The sequence below is a fragment of the Plantibacter sp. Mn2098 genome (assembly GCF_049319745.1).
Taxonomy (GTDB): domain Bacteria; phylum Actinomycetota; class Actinomycetes; order Actinomycetales; family Microbacteriaceae; genus Plantibacter.
In genome coordinates, this window is the sequence record NZ_JBMOUH010000009.1 from 115074 (window position 1) to 133203 (window position 18130).

Genomic DNA, 18130 nt, shown 5'->3' on the forward strand with positions numbered 1-18130 from the left:
TGCGTTCCCGGCTCCTCCACAGGACGCTGCCTGCGGACGCTCTCCACAATTCGGCTGATTGGCCGCGGGCGCTGGTACATCCCTCGCTAGCGTCGCAGGATGGAAGTCGACCGGGGAGAAGTGAGGACGACCCACGCGTGTCTTCAGCGGTGTCGGCTCCCGTCGATGCGAATGGCCGGGTTGGTGATCTCCGGTGCCCCCTGACAAGCGGGGTCGCGCACAGGCGAGATCCAAGCAGGGTCCACTGGCAGATCTTGCACCGTCTGCGCGTTCGAGTGACGATGGGCACAACATCGTCTACTTTCGACGACACCGAGAAGATGACCCGAGTGCCTCTTCGCCAGGACGTGAACGTCTGAATTCTTGGCCGGTCGGCGTCCGGGCGAAGGCGAGGGCGATACTCGTGGCGGTGGCCGCGGCTCCACCGAAGCGATTCTCCGGCGGGGGATACTGGGAAGCAATGCGCCGCGCGATGACGGGCTGGTACGAAGTCCGCGTCGACGGCCCGCGCAGAACTCACTATCGCCTCTATTGTCTGCTCGACTACGAAGCCCACCAGACGGACAAACCCTTGCTCGTGATCATCGACGGACGTATGAAGGCGTTCCGCACAACACTCTCTGACCGGGACTATGCGCAGGTGCGCGACCTCGGGGCTGAGTATCGGGCGAGGAATCCTCGTTCACTCTATGGAGACGATGTGTGAACCGCACCGACACTCGTGACCAACGTGCGGATGTCGATGTCGTCGATCTCGCCGGAAAGGAGTGCTCTGGTCGTCGTTTCGATGTGGGCGGCAGGCATGAGTTCCAGGGTCAACCGCATCCCGAGCGCAGACGCCATCTCGGCGACCGTTCCGATAGTCGGGTTCGGGTGGCTGCCGGCCACGAACAGCCTCCGAAGCGTTGACGGGTCTGCGTTGATCGCGCGGGCGAGTGCTGCCTTGGTGAGCTGCGCCGTCTGTCGGGCGTCATCTAAGCCGTTGATGATCGAGTCTGTCGTCGTAACCCGAACCCAATTCGTCACGTAGGCGCGAAGAAAGTCCGGGTCGGCGAGGTCTTCCCGAAGGTCGTCCCAGAATGCATCATCGGCCACCATCGTCATCACGCCTTTCGCCAGTCGGCTTCTTCGTCCTTCCAGCTTCACATCAGTGTGGCATTTAAGCAACGGCAAGTGACACGATGGGCTGTAATCTCGTGCTTCCCGCATCCCTCCACAGGGCGCTGTTCGCGAGCGATTGTGCACAGTTCGTTCACACACGGCATGGTCGAGGTCGAGAGGCGTCTAGCGTCGCAGGATGGATGGGGACGAGACGCTGCTAGAGCGACGTCTGTCGAGCGTCGCCGTGGTTTCCAGGCGGGTTCGAGGTGCCAGGGTCGGCGTCGGGGCGGTTGTTGTGCTCGGGCTCGTCGCCGTGGCGATCGCGATCGTGATGTCGATGTTCAGCCCTCGCGGGGCGGTGACCACGATCGACCCGACGGCGAGTGCGTCGCCCGGTGCCGGCCGAGGCTCTGACGCTGGCGGTGCACGGAGCGGGAGCGAGATCTTCGTCCACGTGCTCGGAGCGGTGAATCGCCCCGGGCTCTACCGACTCGATGACGGCGCACGCGGGTTCGAAGCCATCGCCGCTGCAGGCGGATACGCGGAGGGCGCTGACGAGACATCGGTCAACCTCGCCCGCTTCGTCTCGGATGGTGAGCAATTGGTGGTGCCGCTGCTCGGCGAAGAACCTGTCGGCGGGATTTCATCTGGCGCGAGTGGTGGTCCAGGTGGCGGCGGCAGCGGGAACGGCGGATCGGTCAACCTGAACACGGCGACGGCAGCCGAATTGGAGACGTTGCCTCGGATCGGCGCGGCCATGGCGGCGCGCATCATCGAGTGGCGTGAGGCGAACGGACGATTCACCGCCGTCGATGACCTCGGCTCCGTCGCGGGGATCGGTGAGAAGACGCTTGAGGGTCTGCGTCCATTGGTGAGCGTCTGATGCTGCGCCGTGCGGAGGCGCCGACGACCGCAGTGACGGAGCCGCGGTCGTTGGTCCCGGCGTCTGGCCAGGTGCCGGCCCTCGTGTGGCCGGCCGGTGCGATGTGGGTCGTGGCCGCGAGTGTGGTGGCGCTGCCGGAGACGGGCGGGTGGATTGCCGTCGGTTGCGCATTCGCGACCGTGTGCGTCGTTCTCGTCGCGACCGGCGGACTGTGTCGCGTCGTTCGCGGCTCGACCCGTCCGAGTGAGCGGACGCGGCACCTCTGGATGACGGTGGCGGTCTCGCTGCTCTGCACCGGGCTGGTCTCGGCGGCCATCGCCGTTCATGCACCGGCCAGGCAACCGGCGGTTGTGGATGTGCTTGTTGGTGCAGGAGATGACAGCCGCCCTGCCGCGGAACGGCCTGCGACGGGAGGCCATCGACTGATGTTCGATGTGCTCGTGACCGGTGATCCGGTGCGGACGTCTGCCGGGTCGTCGCGCGGCCTGCCGGGGGAGCGACTCCGATTCGCGGGGAGGTGGGAGTCGGCGACGATGCCCGAGCGAACCGGCAGAACCGGAGGCACACGGGCCCAGGGCGGCGCGGGCGAGCCGAACACGCAGCAGAGTGACGGTTCGGTTCACGGACTCGGCGTGCCGATCCTGGTGTTCGCCTCAGGTGCCGTCGCACCGAGTATCGGCGAACGCTGGCGGTTCGAGGGGACGCTTCGCTGGAACCCGCCGGAGGATACTTCTGCCGCCATCGTGTTCGCGCGGTCGGAACCCACCCGGATCGATGTCGCACACGGCGGCATCGATTGGGCTGCCGGCTTGCGAAGCGGGTTCGCCGAAGTCGCAGCATCGTTGCCTGGTGACGGTGGTGCGCTGTTGCCCGGTCTGTCGATCGGCGACACGAGTCGGGTCGGGCCAGATCTCGACGCTGCGATGAAGGCGAGCTCGCTCAGCCACCTCACTGCCGTCTCCGGTGCGAACTGCGCCGTCATCGTCCTGCTCGTGCTCGGCTGCGCCGCGCGCTGCCGGCTGCCTCGGGCGGCGCGCACGATCGCCGCGCTTGTGGCTCTCGGCGCGTTTGTACTGCTCGTCACGCCACAGCCGAGTGTGCAGCGGGCGGCGGTGATGGCTGGCATCGTGCTCGTCGCCGGAGGACTCGGACGGCCGGCCCGGGGATTGGCGGCCCTCGCTCTGGCCGTTGTCCTGCTGTTGACGATGGACCCGTGGTTGTCGCGGGACATCGGTTTTGCGCTGTCGGTGCTCGCGACGCTCGGCCTGATCGTGCTCGCTCGTCCGCTCGCCGCCGTGTTGTCGAGATGCATGCCGACGTCGCTTGCGATGCTCATCGCGATCCCGCTCGCCGCGCAGCTCGCGTGCCAGCCCGTGCTCCTGCTGCTCGATCCGGCCATCCCGATCGGCGGCGTCCCGGCCAACCTGCTGGCGGCTCCGGCCGCCGCGCCCGCGACGGTCGTTGGGCTTGCCTCCTGTCTCATGTCTGCGGTGTGGCCGCAGCTCGGGATCGTCATCGCATGGATCGCCTGGCTCCCCGCTGCCTGGATCGCGGCGATCGCGCGCTGGTTCGCCGCGTGGGAGCACGCCAGGCTTCCCTGGATTCCCGGCGCCTGGGGTGTCCTGGTGCTGGCCGCGGCAACCGTTGCACTCGCGCTCCTGATCGTGTTCCGGCGGACGCTGCCCCGCGCAGCGATGATCGGCTGCATCGGCCTCCTCGTGTGTGTGCTCGCCGGGTCAGCGGGTCGTCTCGTCGGCGATACGGTGACGACTGCGTTGACGAGACCGGCAGACTGGATCATCGCAGCCTGCGACGTCGGGCAGGGCGACGCCGTGCTGGTCAGGGACAGCTCCGGCCAGATCGCGCTCGTCGACGTCGGACCCGACCCTGAGCCGCTGGACGACTGCCTGCGGGAACTCGGGGTCGACCGGATCGATCTCTTGGTGCTGACGCACTACGACGCGGATCATGTCGGCGGCCTCGCTGCGGTCCTCGGATCGGTCGGCACCGCGATCGTCGGTCCGACCGCCGATGCGGCCGACGACCGACTCCTGGAGTCGCTCCGCGCGCAGGGCGCCGAGGTGGTGCAGGGGAGGGCCGGACTCGCCGGTCGGCTGGGCGGGGTGGGCTGGTCCGTGCTCTGGCCGGCCGAGTCGCGGAGCATGCGTGACGCCGAGCCTGAGACGGGGAATGACGCGAGCATCGTGGTTCGATTCGACAGCGGCGTCTTCGGAGATCGAGAAACAGTCGACGAAGCTGCGGCATGGAGCGCGATGTTCCTCGGCGACCTCGGAGAAGACGCTCAGAACCGTCTCCTCGCGCGCCACAGCCTGGGGTCGGAGATCGACGTGGTGAAGGTTGCGCATCACGGCTCAGGGGATCAGAGCGATCGGCTCTATGAGCGGCTGGGCGCCAGCATCGGCATCCTGTCGGTCGGCGCGGACAACGGATACGGGCATCCGACGGATTCGCTGCTCGCGCTGCTTGAGCTGACAGGGGTTGTGCCGTTGCGCACCGACCACTCCGGCCTCCTCCTGCTGAGTGTGACGGCGAACGCGGACAGGGCGCTGGAGGCCGATGACGGGCATGATCGAGCGGGTCGATTCAGCGTGTGGTCGGAGCGTGCACCACCTGCGCCCTGAGGTGTCGGAGCGCGCCGATACACTTGAGTGTCGAAAGGGTTGAGACATGGCGGCAGCACGAGGTTCGGCGAAATCGGCCGGTCGCGCCAAGATGCAGGCGGCCATCCCGCAGCTCGGCTGGGCCGACGTCCGTCCGGCGCCCATCGTGCTCGTGTCCGGCTCCGAGACCTTCTTGGCTGAGCGCGCCATCCGCAGACTCCGCGACTTCCTGAAGTCCGAGGACCCCTCGCTTGAAGTCAACGACATCGCCGCCGACAGCTACGCGCCGGGAGAACTCATCACGGTGGCGAGCCCGTCGCTCTTCGGCGAGCCGAGGCTCGTCCGCATCAGCCAGGTCGAGAAGTGCACCGATCAGTTCATGGTGGAGGCGCTCCGCTACCTCGAATCGCCGCCGGAGGGCGCGTACGTCGTGTTCAGGCACGGTGGGGGAGTCCGCGGCAAGAAGCTGCTCGACGCGATCCGCTCCGGTACGGGTGGCGGGGTCGAGATCATCTGCGCGGAACTCAAGCGCGACACCGAGAAGTCCGAATTCGCCGCCGCCGAGTTCAAGGCCGCCGGTCGACGCATCACCGGTTCGGCACTCCGCGCCCTCGTCGGTGCCTTCTCCGACGACCTCGCGGAGCTCGCAGCTGCATGCAGCCAGCTCATCGCCGACGCGTCGGAGGAGATCACCGAGCAGACCGTCGCCAAGTACTACGGCGGCCGCGTCGAGACCAACGCGTTCGAAGTCGCCGACTCGGCCATCGCCGGCCGCTACGGCGAAGCCCTCATCTCGCTCCGCCAGGCGCTCGACTCCGGAGCGGACCCCGTGCCGATCGTCGCGGCGTTCGCCATGAAGATCCGCACCATGGCCAAGGTGTCCTCGGCCAGAGGTGCGTCGTCGCAGATCGCCCAGCAGTTCGGCCTTGCTCCGTGGCAGGTGGACCGTGCGCGTCGTGACCTCTCCGGTTGGACGGATGCCGGCCTCGGGCGGGTCATCCAGATGCTCGCCGAGACCGACGCCGGAGTGAAGGGCGCCAGCCGCGACCCCGTCTTCGCCCTCGAACGTCTCGTTTCGGTCGTCGCCGCCCGCGGCATCGATCCAGCAGCCTGACCGAAGGGACTGCCGACCGTTGCGTCGACCAGTCTGTGCTGAGGGTGGGCGCTGAGGGTCGGTGTCACATTGCGGACGCTCGGGGCGGCGGCACAGCGTTAACGAGAAATCCCCCGGCCGAGGCCGGGGGATTCTTCAGTGCGTCACGAGTGTGACGAGCGGTGCTGCTTAGAGCGCTGCGACCTGCTTGGCGATAGCCGACTTGCGGTTCGCTGCCTGGTTCTCGTGGATGACACCCTTGCTCACGGCCTTGTCGAGCTTCTTGGTGGCGAGCTTGAGGGTGGACTCGGCCTTCGCCTTGTCGCCGGAGAGGACGGCCTCGCGCGTTGCGCGGACAGCGGTCTTCAGCTCGCTCTTGACGGCCTTGTTGCGCTCCTGGGCCTTCTTGTTGGTGCCGATGCGCTTGATCTGCGACTTGATGTTTGCCACGTTTGTGTCACTTTCGTTTTGAGGATGTGTCTGTCTGATGCCGGTCCGCGAAGAGGGCGCTTTCCGGCGAGTTCTCGTGTGGTCTCAACTCACACGCAAGCCAACAGACAACTATACGCGGTATCGGGCCGGATAGACAATCAGGCTTCGTGCCCGCGTGCACACGGCGCTCGCGCGCGGGAGCGGGTTCCGCCTCTGGTCCGATTCTCCCACGCGGCCTCCGCCGTGGGACAATGGACGTTGCCCGTTTTGTCCTCTCTTCTCAAACCCCCAAGGAACGCGTGAGCCCCAAAGCTGTGAAGGCCCTCGAGCCGGCCTCGACCGACCCGGCGTTCATCCGCAACTTCTGCATCATCGCGCACATCGACCACGGGAAGTCGACGCTGGCGGACCGGATGCTGCAGATCACCGGTGTGGTCTCCGACCGAGACATGCGCGCGCAGTACCTCGACCGCATGGACATCGAGCGCGAGCGCGGCATCACGATCAAGAGCCAGGCCGTCCGCATGCCGTGGGAGGTCGACGGCGCCACGTACGCGCTCAACATGATCGACACGCCTGGCCACGTCGACTTCACTTACGAGGTCTCGCGATCACTCGCGGCCTGCGAGGGCGCGATCCTCCTCGTCGACGCAGCGCAGGGCATCGAGGCCCAGACGCTCGCGAACCTGTACCTCGCGCTCGAGAACGACCTCGAGATCATCCCGGTCCTCAACAAGATCGACCTGCCGGCGGCAGACCCGGAGAAATACGCCAAGGAGATCGCGAGCCTCATCGGCGGCAACCCGGAGGACGTGCTCCGCGTCTCCGGCAAGACCGGCATGGGCGTCGAGGAACTCCTCGACCGTGTGGTCGGCCGCATCCCGAACCCCAAGGGCGACCCGAACGCGCCGACCCGCGCGATGATCTTCGACTCCGTCTACGACACCTATCGCGGCGTCGTCACCTACGTCCGCATGATCGACGGCCAGCTGAGCCCGCGCGAGCGCATCCAGATGATGTCGACTCGCGCCGTGCACGACCTCCTGGAGATCGGTGTGAGCTCGCCCGAGCCCATCCCCACGAAGGGACTCGGCGTCGGCGAGGTCGGATATCTCATCACCGGTGTGAAGGACGTCCGCCAGTCGAAGGTCGGCGACACCGTGACCACGGCGATCAAGCCGGCCGAGGACGCACTGCCCGGCTACACGGACCCGAAGCCCATGGTCTTCTCCGGTCTGTACCCGATCGACGGCAGCGACTACCCGATCCTGCGAGACGCCCTCGACAAGCTCAAGCTGTCCGATGCTTCGCTCAACTACGAGCCGGAGACCTCCGTCGCCCTCGGCTTCGGATTCCGCGTCGGCTTCCTCGGCCTCCTGCACCTCGAGATCATCACGGAGCGTCTGGAGCGCGAGTTCGACCTCGACCTCATCGCCACCGCCCCCTCGGTCACGTATGAAGTGACCACGGAGGACAAGCGGGTCGTCACCGTGACGAACCCGAGCGAGTTCCCGGGCGGCAAGATCTCCCAGGTCGAGGAGCCGATGGTCAAAGTCGGCATCCTCGCTCCCAAGGACTACGTCGGCACCATCATGGAGCTGTGCCAGAGCCGCCGCGGTGCGCTCCTCGGCATGGAATACCTCGGTGAGGACCGCGTCGAGCTGCGGTACACGATGCCGCTCGGCGAGATCGTGTTCGACTTCTTCGACCACCTCAAGAGCCGCACGCAGGGCTACGCCTCGCTCGACTACGAGCCCTCGGGTTCCCAAGCGGCCGACCTCGTGAAGGTCGACATCCTGCTGCAGGGCGAACAGGTCGACGCGTTCAGCGCCATCGTGCACCGCGACAAGGCGTACGCGTACGGCGTGCTGATGACCGAGCGGCTGAAGAAGCTCATCCCTCGCCAGCAGTTCGAGGTGCCGATCCAGGCCGCCATCGGCGCCAGGATCATCGCCCGCGAGTCGGTGCGCGCGATGCGCAAGGACGTCCTCGCCAAGTGCTACGGCGGCGACATCACGCGCAAGCGTAAGCTGCTGGAGAAGCAGAAGGAGGGCAAGAAGCGTATGAAGATGGTCGGCAAGGTCGAGGTCCCGCAGGAGGCCTTCATCGCTGCGCTCTCCGGGGACGTCGAGTCCAAGGAGAAGAAGTAGTCATGCGCCGCGCATCGTTCGAGGACGAAGCGGTCGACTACGCCGCGGTCGGTGCGACCCAGGCGCGGGACCTCATGCAGTACCCGCCGGACGGGTACACGCCCTCGCAGGACGAGTTCCGTCTGGGCAGCGGCGATGAGCGGTTCGCGTTGGCGTCCGCCGCGCTCCTGACCTGGGGTCTGCAGCGCGCGTGCGGCATCGAGGTCACCGATGTGCACCCGGGTACGGGGGTGCAGTACGGCGGCATCGCGTTCGACGCGGACGGCACGGCCGTCGAGCCGATCGAGGCTCACGCCGAGCAGCGCTTCGCAGAGGACGGCACGCCGTTCATCACGGCCGGCACCACGGTCACCCTGTCCGGCACCGCCAACGGGGAGCCGGTGAACGGCCCGCACCGGGTCATCTACGTGGTCGAGGAGCCGACGTACGTGTCGCTCGCCCTCGGCACGATGGAGGGCGACCCGGAGAGCGGCGAGCAGGCGTTCACGATCGAACAGCGCGAGGACGACAGCGTGTGGATCACGGTCCGCTCGTTCTTCATCCCGACGGCGACGAAGTACAAGCTCGTCGGCGCCCTCGCGAAGCGCCGCCGCAAGCAGCTGAACTTCGCCTACCTGCACGCGCTGCTGCCGTCGCGCGTCGGCTGAGTAGGCGACCCCGTGCCTGGAGCACTGCCCATCGCCGACCCGGCGCCGGCCGACGGTCTGCTTCCCGAGCTCGCGGCCGTCGGTGCTGGTGACCGCCATTTCGGCGTGTACCTGCATGTGCCGTTCTGCCGGGTCCGCTGCGGCTACTGCGACTTCAACACCTACACGGCCACGGAACTCCGCGGCGCGAAGCAGTCGGACTACGCCGACGAGGCCGTCCGCGAGTTGCACTTCGGCCGGTCGATCCTCGACCGCTCCGGCGTCCCGGCCAGACCGGCGTCGACTGTCTTCTTCGGCGGCGGGACCCCGACCCTGTTGCCGAGTGACGACCTCGTGCGCATGTTCAACGGTGTCGTCGACGCCTTCGGCCTCGAACCGGGTGCCGAGGTCACGACGGAGGCCAACCCGGACTCCGTCGACGCAGAGTACCTCGGCCGACTGGCGGAGGCCGGATTCACCCGCGTTTCGTTCGGCATGCAATCCGCGGTGCCCCACGTCCTCGCGACCCTCGAACGCACCCACGATCCTGAGCGCATCCCGCTCGTGGTGCAGTGGGCGAAGGACGCCGGCCTCGACGTGAGCCTCGACCTCATCTACGGCACGCCGGGGGAGTCGCTCGACGACTGGAAGGCATCGCTCGACCGGGCCATCAGCTGTGACCCCGACCACATCTCCGCGTACTCCCTCATCATCGAGGCTGGAACGAAGCTCGCACGCCAGATCCGCTCAGGCGAGGTCGCGACACCGGATGAGGACCTGCAGGCCGACATGTACGAACTGGCGGACGGCATGCTCTCGGACGCCGGCTACGACTGGTACGAGGTGAGCAACTGGGCCAAGGACGACGACCACCGCTCCAGGCACAACCTGTCCTACTGGACGGGCGAGGACTGGTGGGGCGTCGGCCCCGGCTCGCACAGCCACGTCGGCGGCGTGCGCTGGTGGAACGTCAAGCACCCGGCCGCCTACGCGCAGCGCATGGCGGCCGGCGAGTCTCCGGCCGCCGGCCGTGAGACGCTCGACGACGACACCCGGGAGATTGAGCGGATCCTGCTGCTCACGAGGACGAGGGACGGCATCCCGCTGCGCACGCTCGCACCCGAGGCCCGTACGGCCGTCGCCGGACTCATCGCGGACGAACTGGTCAACGCGAAAGCCGCCCTGCAGGGTCGGCTGGAGCTGACCCGCACAGGGCGGCTGATGGCCGACGCCGTCGTCAGACGACTCGTCGGCGAGTGATTCGCGCTAGTTCTTGATGAACGGGATGCTGAGCGGGTAGGTGTAGAGCTCGCCCCGGTTGGCCTTGATGGCCGCGATGATGCTGAACACGACGGTCACGATCGCCACGGCGGGGACGATGATCCAGCCGATGAAGATGAGCGTCGTGATCCAGCCGACGATCAACGCGATGATCATCGTCAGCTGGAAGTTCAGCGCCGCCTGCGTGTGCGAGCGGATGAACGGGCCGCGGTCCTTGAGGACCAGGTAGCCGATGAGCGACGGCAGCCACGCGGCGATGCTTGTGAAGACGAACACGGCGCCACCGACGTGGATGAGCGTCGCCCAGAGCTTCTCGTCGGACGGGCTCAGCTGGTTGGAGCCTGGAGCCGAGGCGTACGGAGCACCGGGGGGAGGCGGGTATCCACCAGCTGGCGGCGGAGCGTAACCGCCGGCCGGCGGCGGAGCGTATCCGCCGGCAGGAGGCGGCGGGTACGCGCCTGGAGGAGGCGTCTGGGCTGGCGGCGGTGGCGTCTGGCCGCTGCCGCCTGCGGGCGGTACCGGGGGAACCGATCCACCCGAACTCGGGTCGACTGGCGGCTGCGTGTTCGGATCAGACATGTTTCGCACCTTTCACGGTTGGAAAATCAGTGTGTCCAGCGAGCGTAGCGTGACGGTTCAAAGCTGACGTTCAGGTACGCCTTCCGCACACGCTATTCCTCACCGGAGGACCACCGCAAGCCTCCCCGGTCACACGGCGCGATATGATTGGCACTCGCAACATGTGGGTGCTAACGGGAGGTGACGACATGGTGTCCGATCGTGGTCTCGAAGTACTGAGAGTCATCGTGCAGGACTACGTGGCGTCCCGCGAACCCGTCGGATCGAAGACGATCGTCGATCGCCACGCCTTCGGCGTCTCTGCGGCCACCATCCGCAACGACATGGCGCAGCTCGAAGATGAGGAACTCATCATCGCCCCGCACACCTCGTCCGGGCGCGTCCCGACGGACAAGGGGTACCGGCTCTTCGTCGACCATCTCGCGGATCGACGCCCGCTGAGTGCGCCGCAGCGTCTCGCGATCGAGACGTTCCTCGGCGCGTCGAGCGACCTCGACGAGGTACTGCACCGCACCGTGCGTCTGCTCTCGCAGCTGACCAATCAGGTCGCGCTCGTCCAGTACCCCGTGTTCTCCCGCGCGCGCGTCCGCCATCTCGAACTCGTCGGGGTCACCTCGACCCGGGTGCTCGCCGTCATCATCCTGGACAACGGCCGGGTCGAGCAGCGGCTGGTCGAGACGGAGCAGTTCGTCGACGATGCGCTCATCGCCCAGCTTCGCGAGCGCCTGAACGAGGCGGCCGCCGGGCGTGCGCTCCTCGAAGCCCACGACGCGCTCGGTGCGGTGGTGGACGCGGTCCCCGAGCCCGATCGCCACATCGCCGGCCGCATCGTCGACGCCGTGCGCGAGCAGGTCTCCGCTGAACGTCAGGACCGTCTGGTGATGGCCGGCGCCGCCAACCTCGCACGGACAGAGGACGACTTCCCCGGCAGCATCTACCCGGTGCTCGACGCCATCGAGCAGCAGGTCGTCCTCCTGCGCCTCTTCGGCGAGATGGAAGCTGAGCAGGACGGCGTCGCGGCCAGCATCGGCCGCGAGAACGCGTCCTTCGGTCTGGAGACGACGAGTGTCGTCGCGAGCAACTACCGTTCCTCTGGTGGCGAAATCGCGCGCCTGGGGGTGCTCGGCCCGACGAGAATGGACTACGCGACCAACATGGCGGCGGTGCGCGCCGTCGCTAGGTACCTCTCGCGCATACTCGACGCCGAGTGATCGAACTTCCCCGAGCTCTCGCGGGGTGTGCACGACCTCGTTCCGGGGAGAGCGCCGGAACGTCCCCTGAACGAAAGGCCCGCAGTGGCTGACCAGCCCGACCACTACGCCGTCCTCGGCGTCGCACGCGACGCAAGTCCCGAGGAGATCAAGAAGGCCTACCGCAGGCTCGCCCGCGAACTGCACCCGGATGTGAACCCCGGCTCCGATGCGTCGGAGCGCTTCAAGGAGGTCACGCACGCCTACGACGTCCTGAGTGACGCCAAACAGCGCCAGCAGTACGACCTCGGCCCGCAGGCCGGTGGCTTCGGCGACGCCGGATTCGGTGGCTTCGGCGACATCTTCGACACCTTCTTCGGTGGCGGCGGAGGCGGCAACCGTGGACCGAAGTCGCGTCGCGCCCGTGGCGAGGACGCGCTCCTGCGCGTGGACCTCGACCTCGACGAGGTCATCTTCGGCACCCACCGCGACCTCGAGGTCGACACGGCCGTGCTCTGCGCGACGTGCAACGGGTCCTGCTGTCAGCCGGGCACGTCACCCGTGACGTGCGACATCTGCCACGGGACCGGCAGCATCCAGCGCGCCGTCCGTTCGCTCCTCGGCAACGTGATGACGTCCTCGCCCTGCGGCACCTGCCGCGGGTACGGCACGATCATCGCCACGCCGTGCGTCACCTGCCAGGGGCAGGGTCGCATCCGCGCCCGTCGTACGGTCTCCGTCGACATCCCGGCCGGTGTCGACACCGGTCTGCGCCTGCAGATGCCCGGCAGCGGCGAGGTCGGCCCGGCCGGCGGCCCGAACGGCGACCTCTACCTCGAGATGAAGGTGCGCCACCACGACGTCTTCAGCCGCGACGGCGACGACCTGCTCGCGACGCTCGAAGTGCCGATGACGGACGCGATCCTCGGCCGCCAGGTCACCGTGCACGCGCTCGACGGCGATGTCGACCTCGAACTCAAGCCGGGTGTGCAGAGCTCCGAGGTCATCACGATCAAGGACCGCGGTGTCACGAGACTGCGCGGCAACAGCCGAGGCGACCTCCGCATCGGCATCCAGGTGATCACGCCGACGAAGCTGGACCACAAGGAACGTGAACTCGTCAAGACGTTCGCGAACGGCCGCAAGCAGGGTCCGCCGGCGCTGGCGCAGTTCCAGCAGGGGTTGTTCGCGAAGATCCGCGACCGCTTCCACGGCGCGAGCTGACGTGAGCTCGCTGTACTTCCGCGAGGACCTCGAATCGACGGGTGTCGGTGAGACCATCTCGCTGCGCGGACCCGAGGCGAAGCACGCGGTCTCGGTGAGCCGGCTCCGCGTCGGGGAGTCGACGTCGATCGGGAACGGTCGTGGTCTCATCGCGAGCGGTCCGGTCACAAAGAGTGAGCCGGGCGAACTCGAGATCCGTGTCGATTCCGTCGTCGTCCATCCAGAACCGAGGCCCGCGATGGTGCTGGTGCAGGCGCTCGCGAAGGGCGACAGGGACGAGCTGGCCATCCAGGCCGCGACGGAGCTCGGTGTCGACCGGATCGTCCCGTGGAGCGCTGAGCGCAGCATCTCCCGGTGGCAGGGCGACAAGGCGAGCAAGGGCCGTCTGCGGTGGCAGACGATCGTGCGCGAGGCATCGAAGCAGTCGATCAGAGCTCGCGTTCCAGAGGTCGCCGACGTCGTCGACACGAAGCAGCTGACCTCGCTCGTCGAGGGTCGTCTGGTGCTCGTCCTTGAGCCGACCGCCGCGAACGCGCTGAGCGAGACGGTCATCGATGACGGCACGACCGAGATCCTGCTGGTCGTCGGCCCGGAGGGCGGCATCTCGCCGAACGAACGCGACCGTCTCGCGGAAGCTGGCGCCGTCGCGGTCCGTCTCGGCTCCGGCGTCCTGCGCACCTCGACCGCGGGCCCGGCTGCGATCTCCGCCCTCAGCGTCCTGCTTCGCCGTTGGTGACTCGCCTGGAGAACTCTAGGATGGACGTATGAGTGAAGAGCGTTCGGTGTTCAGCAAGATCGTTTCGGGCGAGATCCCGGCGACCCTCCTGGCCGACACCGAGCGGGTCATCGCCTTCCCGGACATCGCGCCACAGGCTCCCGTGCACATCCTCATCGTCCCCAAGACCGAGGAGTACCACAACGTCGTCGAGCTCGCGGCCGGAGACCCGGATCTGCTGGCAGAAGTGATCGCCGTGGCGAAGTCGCTCGCCGAGGAGCACACCGGTGGGGAGTTCCGTCTCGTCTTCAACACGGGAGCATCGGCCGGGCAGACGGTCTTCCACGTCCACGCGCACCTCCTGGGCGGCGCGCTGGCGGAGGGCACCCTTGCCGGAGCGTGAGGCGCAGGACGGCGACGTGACTGAGGAGTTCACCCTCCTCGTGGACGGCATCGCGATGGTGCGTCTGCTCGGTCCTCAGGACCGGCTGTTGACCACCATCGAACGGGAACACCCCGGCGTCTCCGTGCACGTCCGCGGCAACGAAATCACCATCAGCGGAGAATCGTCGCAGGCCAGATTGGCGCTGCGACTGGTTGAGGAGCTCATCACCATGGTCCGAGAAGGACACGATCCAGGGCCTGCGGAGGTCAGCACCTCCGCTCGCATCCTCGGCAAGGACGGCACGGCGTCGCCCTCCGAGATGCTCGGGCAGGTCATCCTGTCGACGCGCGGCAAGACGATCAAGCCGAAGACGGCCGGTCAGAAGCAGTACGTCGACGCCATCGACGAGAACACGATCGTGTTCGGAATCGGTCCGGCCGGAACGGGCAAGACCTACCTGGCCATGGCCAAGGCCGTGCAGGCGTTGCAGCGCAAGGAAGTCAACCGCATCATCCTCACCCGCCCGGCCGTCGAGGCCGGGGAGCGTCTCGGCTACCTGCCGGGCACGTTGACGGACAAGATCGACCCGTACCTGCGTCCGCTGTACGACGCGCTCAACGAGATGATGGACCCCGAGGTCGTCCCCAAGCTGCTCGCGGCAGGCACGATCGAGGTCGCACCGCTCGCGTACATGCGCGGCCGGACGCTCAACGACTCCTTCATCGTGCTCGATGAGGCGCAGAACACGACCCCTGAGCAGATGAAGATGTTCCTGACCAGACTCGGCTTCGGCTCGAAGATCGTGGTCACGGGTGACGTGACGCAGATCGACCTGCCGACGGGCGCCTCAGGGCTTCGGCTCGTGACGCGCGTCCTGAAGGACATCGACGACATCCATTTCGCGACGCTCACGAGCGAGGACGTCGTGCGCCACTCGCTCGTCGGCCGCATCGTCGATGCGTACGGAGAATACGACGCCGTGCGGCAGGCGCAGCGGTTCGAGCGGGAGCAGGCCGCCGAATTCGCCAATCGCGCCGAGCGCCGCGGATCCACCAGAGACAACCTGCCGAAGCGAGGACGATCGTGACCATCGAGATCAACAACGAATCAGGCGTCGTCGTCGACGAGGCCCGCATCCTCGACCTCGCGGCGTTCGCGCTCGACGCGATGCACGTGAGCGCCGATGCGGAGCTCGCCATCGTGCTTGTCGACGAGGCTGCCATGGAGCAGCTCCACGTGCAGTGGATGGACGAGCCAGGCCCCACCGACGTCCTGAGCTTCCCGATGGACGAGCTGCGTCCAGGCACCGAGGACCAGCCGACAGGCCCAGGGCTCCTCGGCGACATCGTGCTGTGCCCGCAGGTCGCGGAGTCCCAGGCCGAGACGGCCGGACACGAGACGATCGATGAGCTGCAGCTGCTCACGACGCACGGGATCCTGCACCTGCTCGGATTCGATCATGCGGAACCGGCCGAGGAGCGCGAGATGTTCGGCATCCAGCGCGACATCCTGCTGGCGTTCGCCGTGAAGAACAGGCGCGGCTCCTCCAGATGACCTTCATCACCGTCTTCGTCGTCGCCGCGGTGCTCCTGGTCGCGTTCGCGGGGCTGATGGCGGCCGCAGACGCGGCGATCCAGGTGCAGTCGCGCGCCGACATCCTCGACCTCGCGGAGCACTCGAGGTCCCGCAGGTCGCTCCGCGCGATCGCGCAGGACCCAGATGCGCACATCAACGCGATCGGGTTCACCCGCATCCTCGCGGAGACGACGGCCGCCGTGCTCGTGACGCTCGCACTCGCGTTCACGATCGACGTGCCCTGGATAGCCCTCGTGCTCTCGGCGCTCATCATGACGGGGACATCGTTCGTCCTCGTCGGTGCGAGTCCCCGTGGTGTCGGGCGGAGCCATGCGAAGGCGTTGTTGCAGTTCAGCGCGCCCCTCATCCACTTCGTCCGGGTGCTCCTCGGTCCCGTCGCAGGCGCCCTCGTCGCGCTCGGCAACCGTGTGACGCCCGGGATCTCCCGCTCCGTCTCCTTCACCTCGGAGGAGCAGCTGCTCAGCATGGTGGACGAAGCCGCTGCGCAGTCGGTGCTGGAGGAGGACGATCGCGAACTCATCCACTCGATCTTCGAGTTCAACGAGACCGTCGTCCGCGAGGTCATGGTGCCGCGGACCGACATGGTCACCCTGCAGCTCGGACTGTCCGTCCGTGAAGCGCTCGACGTCTTCCTGGAGACCGGCATCTCCCGCGCGCCAGTGACCGACGGCGACATCGACGACATGCTCGGCATCCTGTACCTCAAGGACCTCGTGAAGGCGATGTTCGATGCCGGCGACGGACGGACCTCGGCCGACGCGGCACCTGAGACGGAACCGCTGCGCGCGCTGCTGCGCCCGGCCAGCTTCGTGCCGGAATCGAAGAAGGCCGACTCGCTGCTGCAGCAGATGCAGCTCGACTCCAACCACATCGCGATGGTCGTCGACGAGTACGGCGGCATCTCCGGGCTCGTGACGCTCGAGGACCTCATCGAAGAACTCGTCGGAGACATCTCCGACGAGTACGACACCGACGTGCCGGACGTCACCGATCTGGGCGACGGAGGCTTCCGCGTCGACGCCCGTCTCGCGGTGGACGAACTCGGCGAGCTGTTCGGCATCGAACTCGATGACGACGACGTCGACTCCGTCGGCGGATTGCTCGCGAAGACGCTCGGACGGCTGCCTGTCGTCGGATCCTCCGTCACGGTCAGCGGACTCGTCCTCACGGCCGAGCGCGTCGAACGCGGACGAGGCAGGATCCGCACGGTGATCGCCCGCCGCAGCGAAGAACTCACGAATGCGCAGAACGCATTCAACGAACAACAGGAGTGAACATGACCGAAGCAACCGGGACACCGGAATACCGGGCAGGATTCGTCTCCTTCGTGGGACGACCGAACGTGGGCAAGTCCACGCTCACCAACGCGCTCGTGGGGGAGAAGGTCGCCATCACGAGTTCGAAGCCGCAGACCACCAGGCGCGCCATCCGCGGTGTCGTCCACACGGATGCCGGCCAGCTCATCGTGGTGGACACCCCCGGCGTGCACCGCCCTCGGACACTGCTCGGCCAGCGCCTGAACGATCTGGTGCAGTCCACCCTCTCCGACGTCGACGTCATCGGGTTCTGCATTCCGGCCAACGAGAAGCTTGGCCCAGGCGACCGCTTCATCAACGACACGCTCGACTCCTTCCCCCGGGCCAAGAAGGTCGCCCTCGTCACGAAGACGGACACGGCGAACAAGGCCACGATCGCGGAGCAGCTCATGGCCATCTCCGAGCTGCGCGAGTGGGATGCCGTCATCCCGATCTCCGCCGTCACCGACGATCAGCTCGACATCCTCGTCACGGAGCTCCTCAAGCTCATGCCACTGTCGGAGGCGCTGTACCCGGCCGACGCCACAACGGACGAGAACCTGACCGACCGCGTCGCAGAACTCATCCGAGAGGCGGCACTCGAAGGTGTACAGGACGAACTCCCGCACTCGCTCGCGGTGACGATCGACGACATGATCCAGCGCGAGGACCAGGACATCATCGACGTCTACGCCAACGTCTTCGTCGAGCGCGACAGCCAGAAGGCCATCATCATCGGCAAGGGCGGATCGCGGCTGCGCGACGTCGGCGCCCGCGCCCGCGCCGGCATCGAGCCGCTCATCGGCTCCAAGGTCTATCTGTCCATCCGCGTCAAGGTCGCGAAGGACTGGCAGCGGGATCCCAAGCTCCTCGGCCGCTTGGGCTTCTGAGTCCGTCGCGGACGGCCGCAGCACATTACTGAACGTCCACTGGAAGTCGTCTGAGAACACTGGGGAACC

At 67.2% G+C, this 18130-nt stretch carries 18 protein-coding genes; 15 read left to right on the forward strand and 3 right to left on the reverse strand.

Annotation, left to right across the window (positions count from 1 at the left end; translation table 11 throughout):
* The first annotated feature begins 472 nt into the window (after window positions 1-472).
* Complete coding sequence (locus tag ACL9RL_RS14850) at window positions 473-706, forward strand: hypothetical protein (RefSeq protein ID WP_422781047.1); 234 nt, start codon at window positions 473-475, stop codon at window positions 704-706.
* Here ACL9RL_RS14850 and ACL9RL_RS14855 read toward each other — a convergent pair.
* Window positions 688-1146 (reverse strand): helix-turn-helix domain-containing protein, encoded by a 459-nt coding sequence (locus ACL9RL_RS14855; RefSeq protein ID WP_422781048.1) that lies wholly within the window; start codon window positions 1144-1146, stop codon window positions 688-690. The two genes, ACL9RL_RS14850 and ACL9RL_RS14855, sit on opposite strands and share 19 nt — an antisense overlap.
* Window positions 1147-1297: 151 nt before the next feature.
* Between ACL9RL_RS14855 and ACL9RL_RS14860 the strand changes: the two genes are divergently transcribed.
* Genes ACL9RL_RS14860 through holA form a run of 3 tightly spaced genes read left to right on the forward strand, consistent with a single transcriptional unit; the run spans window position 1298 to window position 5719 of the window.
* Complete coding sequence (locus ACL9RL_RS14860) at window positions 1298-1984, forward strand: ComEA family DNA-binding protein (protein ID WP_422781049.1); 687 nt, start codon at window positions 1298-1300, stop codon at window positions 1982-1984.
* Entirely contained in the window at window positions 1984-4626 is a 2643-nt protein-coding gene (locus tag ACL9RL_RS14865; protein ID WP_422781050.1) for a ComEC/Rec2 family competence protein, read from the forward strand. The genes ACL9RL_RS14860 and ACL9RL_RS14865 overlap by 1 nt, the downstream gene beginning before the upstream one ends.
* Before the next feature lie 46 nt (window positions 4627-4672).
* Entirely contained in the window at window positions 4673-5719 is a 1047-nt protein-coding gene (gene holA, locus ACL9RL_RS14870) for a DNA polymerase III subunit delta (protein WP_422781051.1), read from the forward strand.
* Window positions 5720-5887: 168 nt separating this feature from the next.
* Here the strand turns inward: holA and rpsT are convergent, their stop codons facing one another.
* Entirely contained in the window at window positions 5888-6148 is a 261-nt protein-coding gene (rpsT, locus tag ACL9RL_RS14875; protein WP_422781052.1) for a 30S ribosomal protein S20, read from the reverse strand.
* Window positions 6149-6429: 281 nt separating this feature from the next.
* On the opposite strand from rpsT, the gene lepA reads away from it, so the two are divergent.
* From lepA to hemW, 3 genes are read left to right on the forward strand one after another with little or no spacing between them, the layout of a single operon-like run.
* A complete protein-coding gene (gene lepA / locus ACL9RL_RS14880; RefSeq protein WP_422781053.1) occupies window positions 6430-8280 on the forward strand; it encodes a translation elongation factor 4 in 1851 nt (616 codons plus the stop codon).
* Between the two features lie 2 nt (window positions 8281-8282).
* The gene (locus ACL9RL_RS14885) at window positions 8283-8927 is read left to right on the forward strand and encodes a DUF1990 family protein (protein ID WP_422781054.1); all 645 of its coding nucleotides are present in this window, start codon (window positions 8283-8285) and stop codon (window positions 8925-8927) included.
* A 12-nt stretch (window positions 8928-8939) separates the two neighbouring features.
* The gene (gene hemW, locus ACL9RL_RS14890) at window positions 8940-10166 is read left to right on the forward strand and encodes a radical SAM family heme chaperone HemW (RefSeq protein WP_422781055.1); all 1227 of its coding nucleotides are present in this window, start codon (window positions 8940-8942) and stop codon (window positions 10164-10166) included.
* Between the two features lie 6 nt (window positions 10167-10172).
* Here hemW and ACL9RL_RS14895 read toward each other — a convergent pair whose 3' ends face one another.
* Window positions 10173-10766, reverse strand: a complete 594-nt coding sequence (locus ACL9RL_RS14895) for a DUF4870 domain-containing protein (protein ID WP_422781056.1) — start codon at window positions 10764-10766, stop codon at window positions 10173-10175.
* Window positions 10767-10954: 188 nt separating this feature from the next.
* Between ACL9RL_RS14895 and hrcA the strand changes: the two genes are divergently transcribed.
* From hrcA to era, 8 genes are all read left to right on the forward strand, one after another.
* On the forward strand, window positions 10955-11977 hold the full coding sequence (hrcA, locus tag ACL9RL_RS14900) for a heat-inducible transcriptional repressor HrcA (RefSeq protein WP_422781057.1): 1023 nt from the start codon (window positions 10955-10957) through the stop codon (window positions 11975-11977).
* 84 nt (window positions 11978-12061) lie between these two features.
* A complete protein-coding gene (dnaJ, locus tag ACL9RL_RS14905) occupies window positions 12062-13180 on the forward strand; it encodes a molecular chaperone DnaJ (protein ID WP_422781058.1) in 1119 nt (372 codons plus the stop codon).
* Between the two features lies 1 nt (window position 13181).
* A complete protein-coding gene (locus tag ACL9RL_RS14910) occupies window positions 13182-13916 on the forward strand; it encodes a 16S rRNA (uracil(1498)-N(3))-methyltransferase (protein WP_422781059.1) in 735 nt (244 codons plus the stop codon).
* Between the two features lie 28 nt (window positions 13917-13944).
* Window positions 13945-14298 carry an HIT domain-containing protein gene (locus tag ACL9RL_RS14915; protein WP_422781060.1) on the forward strand — a complete coding sequence of 118 codons (354 nt, stop codon included), beginning with the start codon at window positions 13945-13947 and terminating at the stop codon, window positions 14296-14298.
* Window positions 14299-14353: 55 nt separating this feature from the next.
* On the forward strand, window positions 14354-15367 hold the full coding sequence (locus ACL9RL_RS14920) for a PhoH family protein (RefSeq protein ID WP_422781182.1): 1014 nt from the start codon (window positions 14354-14356) through the stop codon (window positions 15365-15367).
* Entirely contained in the window at window positions 15364-15834 is a 471-nt protein-coding gene (gene ybeY / locus ACL9RL_RS14925; protein ID WP_422781061.1) for an rRNA maturation RNase YbeY, read from the forward strand. Before ACL9RL_RS14920 ends, ybeY begins: the two co-directional genes overlap by 4 nt.
* Window positions 15831-17150: a hemolysin family protein gene (locus tag ACL9RL_RS14930; RefSeq protein WP_422781062.1), complete on the forward strand. Its 1320-nt coding sequence runs from the start codon at window positions 15831-15833 to the stop codon at window positions 17148-17150. The genes ybeY and ACL9RL_RS14930 overlap by 4 nt, the downstream gene beginning before the upstream one ends.
* Before the next feature lie 2 nt (window positions 17151-17152).
* Window positions 17153-18061: a GTPase Era gene (era, locus tag ACL9RL_RS14935; RefSeq protein WP_422781063.1), complete on the forward strand. Its 909-nt coding sequence runs from the start codon at window positions 17153-17155 to the stop codon at window positions 18059-18061.
* Window positions 18062-18130: the final 69 nt, after the last annotated feature.

Coding starts and splice junctions, on each gene's coding strand:
- holA (WP_422781051.1), top strand. CDS start 4,673: ATGGCGGCAGCACGAGGTTCGGCGAAATCGGCCGGTCGCGCCAAGATG.
- ACL9RL_RS14885 (WP_422781054.1), top strand. CDS start 8,283: ATGCGCCGCGCATCGTTCGAGGACGAAGCGGTCGACTACGCCGCGGTC.
- ACL9RL_RS14865 (WP_422781050.1), top strand. CDS start 1,984: ATGCTGCGCCGTGCGGAGGCGCCGACGACCGCAGTGACGGAGCCGCGG.
- ACL9RL_RS14915 (WP_422781060.1), top strand. CDS start 13,945: ATGAGTGAAGAGCGTTCGGTGTTCAGCAAGATCGTTTCGGGCGAGATC.
- hrcA (WP_422781057.1), top strand. CDS start 10,955: ATGGTGTCCGATCGTGGTCTCGAAGTACTGAGAGTCATCGTGCAGGAC.
- ACL9RL_RS14920 (WP_422781182.1), top strand. CDS start 14,354: ATGGTGCGTCTGCTCGGTCCTCAGGACCGGCTGTTGACCACCATCGAA.
- ACL9RL_RS14850 (WP_422781047.1), top strand. CDS start 473: ATGACGGGCTGGTACGAAGTCCGCGTCGACGGCCCGCGCAGAACTCAC.
- ACL9RL_RS14930 (WP_422781062.1), top strand. CDS start 15,831: ATGACCTTCATCACCGTCTTCGTCGTCGCCGCGGTGCTCCTGGTCGCG.
- ACL9RL_RS14895 (WP_422781056.1), bottom strand. CDS start 10,766: ATGTCTGATCCGAACACGCAGCCGCCAGTCGACCCGAGTTCGGGTGGA.
- ACL9RL_RS14860 (WP_422781049.1), top strand. CDS start 1,298: ATGGATGGGGACGAGACGCTGCTAGAGCGACGTCTGTCGAGCGTCGCC.
- era (WP_422781063.1), top strand. CDS start 17,153: ATGACCGAAGCAACCGGGACACCGGAATACCGGGCAGGATTCGTCTCC.